At 72.7% G+C, this 9791-nt stretch carries 7 protein-coding genes and 2 pseudogenes; 6 read left to right on the top strand and 3 right to left on the bottom strand.

From position 1 onward, the window contains the following. Positions 1–33: 33 nt before the first annotated feature. On the bottom strand, positions 34–2433 hold the full coding sequence (locus AB0O00_RS21105) for a glycosyltransferase family 39 protein (RefSeq protein WP_363653965.1): 2400 nt from the start codon (positions 2431–2433) through the stop codon (positions 34–36). Positions 2434–2577: 144 nt separating this feature from the next. After that, a complete protein-coding gene (locus tag AB0O00_RS21100; protein ID WP_363653963.1) occupies positions 2578–3699 on the bottom strand; it encodes an alpha/beta hydrolase-fold protein in 1122 nt (373 codons plus the stop codon). 171 nt (positions 3700–3870) lie between these two features. Between AB0O00_RS21100 and AB0O00_RS21095 the strand changes: the two genes are divergently transcribed. The 5 genes and pseudogenes from AB0O00_RS21095 to AB0O00_RS21075 all read left to right on the top strand — a co-directional run bounded on the left by AB0O00_RS21095 (position 3871) and on the right by AB0O00_RS21075 (position 8668). Next, on the top strand, positions 3871–4815 hold the full coding sequence (locus AB0O00_RS21095) for a hypothetical protein (RefSeq protein ID WP_363653961.1): 945 nt from the start codon (positions 3871–3873) through the stop codon (positions 4813–4815). A gap of 67 nt (positions 4816–4882) precedes the next feature. Further along, positions 4883–5569 (top strand): annotated as a pseudogene (locus AB0O00_RS21090) (serine protease); the annotation flags it as partial. 204 nt (positions 5570–5773) lie between these two features. Further along, positions 5774–6499 (top strand): annotated as a pseudogene (locus AB0O00_RS21085) (putative Ig domain-containing protein); the annotation flags it as partial. A 76-nt stretch (positions 6500–6575) separates the two neighbouring features. Continuing rightward, a complete protein-coding gene (locus AB0O00_RS21080; RefSeq protein WP_363653959.1) occupies positions 6576–8006 on the top strand; it encodes an RNA-binding protein in 1431 nt (476 codons plus the stop codon). Next, positions 8003–8668 (top strand): HAD family hydrolase, encoded by a 666-nt coding sequence (locus AB0O00_RS21075; RefSeq protein ID WP_363653957.1) that lies wholly within the window; start codon positions 8003–8005, stop codon positions 8666–8668. The genes AB0O00_RS21080 and AB0O00_RS21075 overlap by 4 nt, the downstream gene beginning before the upstream one ends. On the opposite strand, the gene AB0O00_RS21070 is transcribed toward AB0O00_RS21075, so the two are convergent. Continuing rightward, positions 8656–9390 (bottom strand): SDR family oxidoreductase, encoded by a 735-nt coding sequence (locus tag AB0O00_RS21070; protein WP_363653955.1) that lies wholly within the window; start codon positions 9388–9390, stop codon positions 8656–8658. The genes AB0O00_RS21075 and AB0O00_RS21070 overlap by 13 nt on opposite strands. A 103-nt stretch (positions 9391–9493) precedes the next feature. Between AB0O00_RS21070 and AB0O00_RS21065 the strand changes: the two genes are divergently transcribed. Further along, on the top strand, positions 9494–9791 hold a 298-nt coding region (locus tag AB0O00_RS21065), incomplete at its 3' end, for a helix-turn-helix transcriptional regulator (protein WP_363653953.1).

Here is a 9791-nt window from a genome sequence, read left to right as displayed (position 1 = left end):
GGTCGCGGTGCGCCCCCTCGGGGTTGGCGCGGCTCAGGAGGACGGGGTCGCCGTCAGGTCGTAGAGCGTGGCGCCGCCGACCGTCTTCGCGGTGAAGTGGCCGGTCACCCACGCCTCGATCTGGGCGCTCTCGTTCTGCTGCCCGCCGTCGTCGCCGGGACCGTCGCCGGTGGCGCCGCCGAAGCCGCGGTGGGAGCCGCCGCCGATGAACCAGTGGATCTTGCCCTCCTGGACGTACTGCTGGAAGTCGGCCAGGCTCAGCGACGGGTCGGTGCCGTTGAAGCCACCGAGGGCCATCACCGGCTTGCCGGTGGCGAGTTGGTAGCTCGCGGCGTTCTGGGAGCCGGTGGTCGCGGCGGCCCAGGTGTAGTGGCCGGCGTCCTGCTTCAGCAGGGCGGCGGCCTCGGCGCTCACCTTGGTGCCGCCGAGCAGGCCGCCCATCGCGCCGCCGGGGCCGCCCGCGCCCTCGGGGTCGGGGGCGCCGGGGACGCCGGGCATGCCCGTGGTGCCGTTGCCGCGCTCGTGACGGCCGCCGGTGGTGCTGCCGCCGTTGCCGTTGCCGGCGCCGGGGAAGCCGCCCTGGCCGCCGCCGGAGCCGCCCGGGAAGCCGCCGGGGAAGCCGCCGCCATTCTGGCCGTGCGGGGCCTTGCCGCCGGGGAAGCCGCCCTGACCGCCGGGGTTGCCCTGGCCGCCGAAGCCCTTGCTGCCCCGGCCGCCCTTGCCGAACGAGCCCGGTCCGAACGCGCCCTTGACCGACGGCCCGGCCGTGATGATCGAGCCGTTGTGCGCCGTGCCGACGGTGTCCACCGCGTACGCGGCCGGACCGCCGAGCGCCGCCGCGAGGCCCACCAGGCCCGCCACCGACGCGATCCGCGCCCCGGTGCGGCCCGAGGCCCGCCCCGCGAACTGCCCGGCCACCAGCGCGGCCGCCGCCACCAGCCCGGCGGCCAGGACCGCCCAGCGCAGCCACGGCAGGAAGCCCGAGCTGCGGCCGAGCAGGACGAACGCCCACACCGCCGTCACCGCGAGCGTGCCCGCGAGGACCAGCGCGTACGGCAGGCGGTGGCGCGCCCGCCACAGCCCGTCCACGCCCATGCCGACCAGTGCGGCGACGGCCGGGGCGAGCGCCACCGTGTAGTACTGGTGGAAGATCCCGGACATGAAGCTGAAGATCAGCGCGGTGGAGATCAGCCACCCGCCCCAGACCAGGAACGCCGCGCGGGCGGTGTCGGTGCGGGCGTAGCGGCGGGTCGCCCAGAGCGCGACCACCAGCAGGACCAGCGCGGCCGGCAGGAGCCAGGCGATCTGCCCGCCGATGTCGCTGCCGAACAGGCGGGTGATGCCGGTCTGGCCCCAGCCGCGGTTGCGCATCCCCTGCGCCGCGCCGCCCGGCAGGTCGAGCCCGGCCGGGAGGTGTCCGCCGCCGCCCACGCTGCCGCGCTCGTTGCCGTCGACCCGGCCGAGGCCGTTGTAGCCGAAGGTGAGCGACAGGAAGCTGTTGTCCTGCGAGCCGCCGACGTAGGGGCGGGCCGAGGCGGGCAGCAGCTCGACGACCGCGACCCACCAGCCGCCGGCGACGGCCACGGCCGCGCCCGCGAGCAGCGTCTGGCGCACCCGCCGCCACAGGCCGGTGGGCGCCACCACGAGGTAGATCACCGCGAAGGCGGGCAGGATCAGGAACGCCGCCAGGGTCTTGGTGAGGAACGCGAAGCCGAACACGGCGCCGGTGAACAGCAGCCACCGGGTGCTCGCCGTCTCGACGGCGCGGATCAGCCCGTACGCGGCGAGGGTGAGCAGCAGGACGAGCAGCGCGTCGGGGTTGTTGAAGCGGAACATGAGCGCCGCCACCGGGGTGAGCGCGAACGCGGCCCCGGCGAGCAGGCCGCCGAGCGGGGAGAACCGGCGGCGCACCGCCGCGTACAGGACGCCGACGGTGGCGGCGCCCATGAGCGCCTGCGGGGCGAGGAGCGACCACGACGAGAGCCCGAAGACCCGCGCGGACAGCGCCATCGGCCACAGCGAGGCCGGGGGCTTGTCGACCGTGATGAAGTTGGCGGCGTCCGAGGAGCCGAAGAAGAACGCCTTCCAGCTCTGGGTGCCCGCCTGGACGGCCGCGGAGTAGAAGGCGTTGGCCCAGCCGGAGGCGCTGAGGTCCCACAGGTAGAGGACGGCGGTGGCGGCCATCAGGCCGAGCAGGGCCGGGCGCACCCAGCGGGGGTCGTCGGCGCGTCCGCGCCAGGCACGGGCCGGGAGGGTGCGCAGGCGGCCGGACCAGGAGGCCGGGCCCTTCGGCCCGGCGGGCGGCAGGGGCTGCTCGGGGAAGAGCGGTGCCGGGACCGGGGCGGGGGCCGGCTGGGGCACCTGCGGCGGCGGGTAGTCCGCGGCCTCGGGCCACGGTTCGCCGGCCGGCTGGGTGTAGCTGGTCGTGGTCATGCGCCATACGGTGGGTGGCGCGCCTGAGAGAAGCGTGAGACGGGGCTTGGAGCCGGGTGTGATCTCGGGCGGGCCCCGTCCTCAGGGGGCTTCGGGTCCGCCGGCTCGGTCCGGCGGCTCGGTTCTTCGGCGCAGCCCTCCGGCTCAGGCGGGCTGCGGCATGACCAGGTGTTTGCCGAGCCACTCCAGGGCCGGGGGGATCTCGCGGGTCCAGGTGTGGAAGTTGTGGCCGGCGGTGTCCAGGGTGATCGTGGACATCTTGGTCGGTGCCTTGAAGGCGCCGACCATGGCCTGGGTCTCGCCGTAGTTGTTCTCGTCGTTGGCGGTCGTCAGCAGCAGCGAGACCGGCGCGGGCGGCTGGTTCTTCAGCCGCCACAGGAGGTCGTTCTCCTGCTTCAGCCGGTCGTTGCCGCCGAACAGGTCGCCGGTGGTCTCGTCGTGGGCCGCGCTGTAGTAGCCGGAGAGCGCGATCGCGGCGGGGTACGAGTCGGGCTTGCGCAGGGCGAACTTGAGCGCGCAGTAGCCCCCGGTGGAGTTGCCGATCACGGCCCGGTTGTCCGGGGCGGTGCCGATCCGGTAGGTGGTGGCGAGGGCCTTGGGCAGGTCGGTGGTGAAGAAGGTCTCCACCTGGGGGCCGTTCGGCACGTCGACGCACTCGGTGTCCCGGTTGCCGACGAGCGTGGGCCTGGTCATCACGAGGATGGTCGGCGGCAGCTTCTTCTGGGTGATCGCGTCGAGGGTGGACGCCGGGTACTGCATGAGCGAGATCAGCTTCTCCGGGGTGCCCGGGTAGCCGGTGAGCACCAGGGCCATCGGGAACCGCTGCTTGGCGTAGTCCGGCTGGAAGTACTGCGGCGGCAGGTAGACGTAGGCCTCGCTGGTCAGGCCGCTGCCCGCTCCTTTGACGTCCACCTTCTGGATCAGGCCGGAGCGCTCGGGCTCCGAGCCCTGGGCCGAGTAGAACTTCTGCTCGCCGGTCACGGCCACGCCGGAGGCGTTGGGCGTGTGGTCGACCACCGTGCCGTTCTTGCCGCTGGTGCCGAGCAGGTCGGTCCACGAGCTGTAGAAGCCGAAGTAGCTGTTGGCGACCAGGCCCATGGCGACGAGCACCGCGACCTGGGTCGCGAGGAAGGCGCCGATCCGGCCGAGCCAGGACTTCCAGGACCGTCCGCCGAATCTCGGCCAGAGCCACATGGTGGCGGCGAAGACGGCGATCGCGATCACGGTCGCGACGATCTGGAGGGGGAGGCCGGTGAGACTGAGCACGCGCCCGATGGTAGTTGACCGGCCCGCGGTCCCCGCGCGCCCCTCGTGTGCACCCTCGCGCCCCTTCTGCGCCCTGTTGACCATGGTGCGCACACTCCGGGAGCATGTCGGAGGGAAACGTGCACGGAGCGTGCGCGGCGTGTGTAGGGGACGACACGTGGGGCGGGGTACATGAGGTCCATCACCAAGGCCGGTCTGGCCGTCGGCTCGGCGCTGCTGCTCGCGGCCTGTTCCGGTGGGAGCGGTTCCGGCGGCACCGACTCGGCCGCGCCGCAGAGCGCGTCGCCCGCCCAGTCCACGCCGACCCGCACGGCCGCGCCGACGCCGACCCGGCTCCCGTACGGCCCCGTGCTCAGCGGCGCCGTCGACCCGGTCTCCACCGCCCTCGGGAAGGTGACCTCCGCCAAGACCCTCGCCGACCTCGACACCGTCCTCGCCGAGGTCGCCACCAGCGCCAAGTCCGCGAGCCTCAAGCTGCGCACGGCCGACCAGCCGCCCGAGGTCGGGATCGCCCAGAGTGACCTCGCCTCCGCGCTCACCCAGCTGGGCACCGACATGGCGAAGATCCAGGGCGACATCAAGCACAAGACGGTGTGCGGGCTCGGCTCGGGCCTCGCGGAGGTGGGCCAGGCCGCGGGCCTGAAGGCCGTCACCACCGCCCTCGGGAAGATGACGACGGCCGGCTACCAGACGACCTTCGCCGTCCCGCAGACCCCGGCGGCGCAGAACCGCACGCTCGACAACGGCACACTGGTCCGCAAGGGGCGGCTGAACGGCCAGGGCGTGTTCAAGGTGGACAACGGCGGCTCGTCGGACGCCGTCGTCACGCTCGCCCTGGACGGCAAGGCGGTCAACTCGGTGTACGTGGCCAAGGGTTCGAACGCGAGCATCGAGGGCGTCCAGGACGGCACGTACGAGGTCTACTTCTCGGGCGGGGCGGACTGGGACAACGACGCGAAGGCGTTCACGCAGAACTGCCGGTTCACCAAGTTCCAGGACACGCTCGCCTTCGAGACCGGGCGCACCGCCACCTCGTGGTCGATCACGTTGAAGCCGGTGGTCGGCGGCAACGCCAAGACCGAGGACGTCGACCAGCAGAACTTCCCCCAGCCGTAGCGTCCTTGACGTTCAACGGCGTTCCCCGGCCTTTTTCGGTCCGGACTGTTGACCCCTTGAAGTGGCCATGGCACTTTCGTGCGGCGCGGGCCTCGGCGACCAGTCGGGCACCCCGCGATCCCCCACAAGGAGAGCCATGTTCAAGAGACTTGTCGCCGTGGCCGGCGCGAGCGCCGTCGTCGCGGGCGGGCTGACCCTCGCCGCCGCTCCCGCGCAGGCCGTCCAGGCGGCCGACCTCACGTCGACCATCGCGCTCAGCAACTGCTCGGCCTCGCTGGTCCGTTACCCCTCGTCGGTGGACGGCGACCGCGCGCTCATGCTCACCAACGGCCACTGCCTGCCCAGCATGCCGAGCGCCGGCGAGGTCATCCAGAACGCCTCGGCCAGCCGCAGCGGCACCCTGCTGGACGGCGCCGGCAACAGCCTCGGCACCGTCCAGGCCGACAAGGTCCTGTACGCGACGATGACCGGCACCGACGTCGCGCTCTACGAACTCACCGACACCTACGGCGCGATCAAGAGCCGCACCGGCGCCACCGCGCTCACGATCAACGACGCCCACCCCGTCGACGGTTCGGCGATGTACATACCCTCGTCGTACTGGAAGCAGGTCTGGAACTGCTCCGTCAACGGGTTCGTGCCGACCCTGCGCGAGGACCAGTGGACCTGGCACGACTCGCTGCGCTACAGCTCCGGCTGCAACACCACCCACGGCACGTCCGGCTCGCCGATCGTCGACTCCGCGAGCGGGCGGATCGTCGGCATCAACAACACCGGCAACGACGACGGCCAGATGTGCACCCTCAACAACCCGTGCGAGGTCGCCGCCGACGGCAGCACCACGGCCACCAAGGGCCAGAGCTACGGCGAGGAGACCTACTGGTTCACCACCTGCCTCGGCGCCGGGCGGGCCATCGACCTGAGCGTGAGCGGCTGCCTGCTCACCAAGCCGGGCGGCAGCAGCGCCGTGTCGGTGACCAACCCGGGTGACCAGTCGACCACCGTGAACGGCTCGGTGAGCCTCCAACTCCAGGCCTCGGGCGGCACCGCGCCGCTGTCGTACTCCGCCACCGGCCTGCCCGCCGGCCTGTCGATCAACTCCTCGACCGGCCTGATCTCCGGCGCGGTGAACGCGATCGGGCAGTTCCCCGTGACGGTCACCGTCACCGACGCGACCGGGGCGACCGCGACCGCGAGCTTCAACTGGTCGGTCCTGGGCACGGGCGGCGGCTGCACGCCGGCGCAGCTGCTCGGCAACCCGGGTTTCGAGACGGGTTCGGCGGCGCCGTGGACGGCGACGAGCGGTGTGATCGACAACAGCTCCTCGCAGCCGGCGCACAGTGGCAGCTGGAAGGCGTGGCTGGACGGCTACGGCACCACCCACACCGACACGCTGTCGCAGACGGTGACGATCCCGGCGGGCTGCAAGGCGACGCTGAGCTTCTGGCTGCACATCGACACCGCGGAGACGGGTACGACGCCGTATGACAAGCTGACGGTGGCGGTCAACGGGACCACGCTGAAGACCTACAGCAACGTGGACGCGGCGGCCGGCTACCAGCAGCGGACCTTCGACCTGTCGGCGTACGCGGGCAAGAGCGTCACGCTGAAGTTCACCGGCACCGAGGACGCCTCGAGCCAGACGAGCTTCGTGATCGACGACACCGCCATCCAGACCGGCTGACGGCGGACTGACGGTGCTCTGACGGCGTGGGGGCTGCCGCGCGGTCCGGCCGGCCCGGCTGGCTAGACTGCGCGGCATGTCTCCCGTCCTCCGCCTGAAAGGCCCCTTCGACTACGACTCCCGCGAGAACCACGCGCAGGCCTGCACGGCCGCCGTCGCCGGTTTCGCGCTCGACGCCGGGGTGACCCGGCTGACGCTCGACAACCCGGCGCTGACCGGGTTCTTCTCGTTCGCCCAGCGCCGCGTGGGCGTCAACGGGGACGGGCTGCACGGCCTCTTCGACTACCGCCACCGGGGCTACCACGACGGCGCCGAAGTGCCGTTGGCCACCGCGCTGGCACTGGTGCGGGCGATGGTGCTGCGGCATGGGGCATGGTGCCGGCTGGACGGTGACGGCGGGTTCTTCGTCCACGTCGGCGAAGACCGCGACGTCTACGTCGGTGGGGTCTTCCCGGGTGCCGCTGCCGAACGGGCACGGGCGCTGGGACTCGACGTTGACGAAGTCGAACGGTCGCCGTACGCACGGGAGTTGGACGAGACGGCCGAGGCGCGCCCGGCCGACGACGCGTTCTGGGCGGAGGTCGGCACGTTGGCCGAGGCCCGGGGAGCGGTGCTGCTGGAGGAGCAGTACGTCCGCAACGGCCGCCGATGGTACGAGATTTCCTCCGCCGACGATGCCGACGATGTTGCGGCCGTGCGGGCGAAGCTGACGCCCCGCGCGCGGCTCGCCGTCTGGCCGGCCCTTTCGCCCGACACCGGCGCGGTCCTCGCCGCGATCAAGCGGCGCGGGCCCGTCGCGCTGCTCGTCGAGGAGCCGCAGCTCGCCGACTCCTTCCCGGCGCGCGTCGCCGAACGGCACGCGGACGTGCGCAAGGGCCGCGCCGCGCTGATCCCCGTCGACCCGGCCGACCGGCACCCGCTGCTGTCCGCCGAACTCCCGGACGCCGACGGCATGTTGCGCACCCGGTGGCGCCTCCAGCCGACCCGGGCCGAGCGGCTGCGCACCTACCTCGGGACGCTGTGGGTCGGCGACCGGGTGCGCGGTGTGGTGTCGACGGGCCTGGACGACATCGGTGTGCACGTGAACCTCGGCGATGGTGTCGGGCGGTACGCCGGATTCCTTCGCGTCCCCGACATGTCCTGGAGCCGCTTCGACTCGGTGGACGACGTCGCGCCGGTCGGCCGGGAGATCGAGGCGCTCGTACTGAACGTCGAATTCTCCTGGGAACAGGTCAACTTGTCGATGAAGGGTCTGCTGCCGGACCCATGGCAGCTCTTCGCCGACACCGAACCGGTCGGGCGGACCTTCACCGGGGTGGTCGAGAAGCTGATCGTGCCGGGCGCGCTCGTGGACCTGCGCAACGACGTCGGCGCGGAGCTGGGCGGCCTGATACTCGCCGAGGACGTTCCGTCCTGGGTCAAGGAGGGCTCCGAAATCGCCGTCGTCCTGGAGGAGTTGGACCTCGACCGGCGCCGCATCCGGCTGCGGCCTAAGCTGATCGGATGATCAAGCCGATCGAGCTGGTGATTTTCGACTGCGACGGTGTCCTCGTGGACAGCGAGGTCATCGCCGCCCGGGTCCAGATGCGCCTCGGCGCCGAACTGGGGTGGCCGCTGACGCTGCCCGAGGTGGTCGAGCACTTCATCGGCCGCTCCGGGGCCGCCAACCACGCGGTGGTCGCCGAGCGGCTCGGCACGGCCACCGCCGACCGGTGGCGCGAGCGCTTCGTCAAGCTCCACGCCGAGGCCGTGGACGCCGAGTTGGAGCCGGTGGCCGGGATCCGCGAGGCGCTCGCCGGGATCGCCGCGCTCGCCCTGCCGACCTGCGTCGCGTCCAGCGGCGGGCACGACAAGATGCGCCACACCCTCGGCCGCACCGGCCTGTACGACCACTTCGCCGGGCGGATCTTCAGCGCGACCGAGGTCGAGCGGGGCAAGCCCGCGCCCGACCTCTTCCTGCACGCCGCGCGGAGCATGGGCGCCGACCCGGCCGCGTGCGTCGTCGTCGAGGACAGCCTGCCCGGCGTCCAGGCCGCCCGCGCCGCCGGGATGCGCGCCCTCGGCTACGCGGGCGGGCTCACCCCGGCGGAGCGGCTGGCCGGGCCGGACACGGTCGTCTTCGACGACATGCGGAAGCTGCCCGGGCTGATCGACGGTCACCAGGGATAGGTGGAGCCGTACTCGGTGAGGAAACGGCCGGTCGGTCCGTCGGCCGCTGCCGTCACCTGGGCGGCGATCCGCCGGCCGCCCTCCTCGGCGGTGAGCGAGCCGGTGTGGTGGTTCAAGTCCGTTGCGCAGTGGCCGGGTTCGACGGCGCTGAACTTCACCCCGGCGTCCCGCAGGGCGCGGGCGTAGACGAGCGTGACGGCGTTCAGCGCGGCCTTGGACGTGTTGTACGCGAGCAGCGTCGCGTGCTCCCACACCGGGGAATCCGGATCGGCGAGGAACGACGTGCTGGCGAGGCCGCTGGAGACGTTGCAGACGCAGCCGGCGGGTGACTTCCGCAGCAGCGGGAGCAGCGCGTTGGTGACGGCGACGACGCCGAACACGTTCGTCTCGTACACCTCGCGCAGCGCGGCGACGGGCAGTTGGTCGGGCGTGTGCTGCCAGTCCCTGGTGATGCCCGCGTTGTTGACGAGGGTGTCGAGCCTTCCGTACTCGGCCTCGATCCACGTGGCGGCGGCGGTGATCGTCGCGCCGTCCGTCACGTCGAGGCGGACGAAGCGGACGTCGAGCCCCTCGGCGGCGAGTCGGTCGGCGGCCGCGGTGCCGCGCCCGTGGTCGCGGGCACCGATCAGCACGGTGTGGCCGGCCTGGGCCAGTTCGCGGGCGGCGGCGAATCCGACGCCCTTGTTGGCGCCGGTGATGAGGATGATGCGCTTGGTCGTCATGCCGTCGAGCGTGGCCCGGCGTGGCCGGGGCCGGGAGAGCACTGCCGAGGGTGGTATCGGCGGTCCCATGGTCGCGGGGGAGCGGACGGGCCAGACTGGGGGCGTGGAACACGTCGATCGGGCGGAACTCGCCGCCTTCCTGCGCCGCTGGCGGGCGCGCGTGCAGCCGTCGGACGTCGGCCTGCCGGCCGGCGGGCGCCGCCGCACCCCGGGGCTGCGCCGCCAGGAGGTCGCCCAGCTCGCGGGCATGTCCGTGGAGTACTACATCCGGCTCGAACAGGGCCGGGGCCCGCGGCCGTCCCGGCAGATGATCGGGGCGATCAGCCGGGCGCTGCGCCTGTCCGACGACGAACGCGCCCACCTGCACCACCTCGTCGGCGAGCCGCCCGGGCCGCCGCCCG

It is taken from the genome of Kitasatospora sp. NPDC093558, assembly GCF_040683475.1.
Classification (GTDB): Bacteria; Actinomycetota; Actinomycetes; order Streptomycetales; family Streptomycetaceae; genus Kitasatospora.
This window is presented reverse-complemented; position numbering and strand designations above follow the sequence as displayed.

What these genes read in the sequence shown, in the direction of transcription:
- AB0O00_RS21105 (WP_363653965.1), bottom strand. Translation starts at nt 2,433, where the DNA reads ATGACCACGACCAGCTACACCCAGCCGGCCGGCGAACCGTGGCCCGAG.
- AB0O00_RS21095 (WP_363653961.1), top strand. Translation starts at nt 3,871, where the DNA reads ATGAGGTCCATCACCAAGGCCGGTCTGGCCGTCGGCTCGGCGCTGCTG.
- AB0O00_RS21070 (WP_363653955.1), bottom strand. Translation starts at nt 9,390, where the DNA reads ATGACGACCAAGCGCATCATCCTCATCACCGGCGCCAACAAGGGCGTC.
- AB0O00_RS21075 (WP_363653957.1), top strand. Translation starts at nt 8,003, where the DNA reads ATGATCAAGCCGATCGAGCTGGTGATTTTCGACTGCGACGGTGTCCTC.
- AB0O00_RS21080 (WP_363653959.1), top strand. Translation starts at nt 6,576, where the DNA reads ATGTCTCCCGTCCTCCGCCTGAAAGGCCCCTTCGACTACGACTCCCGC.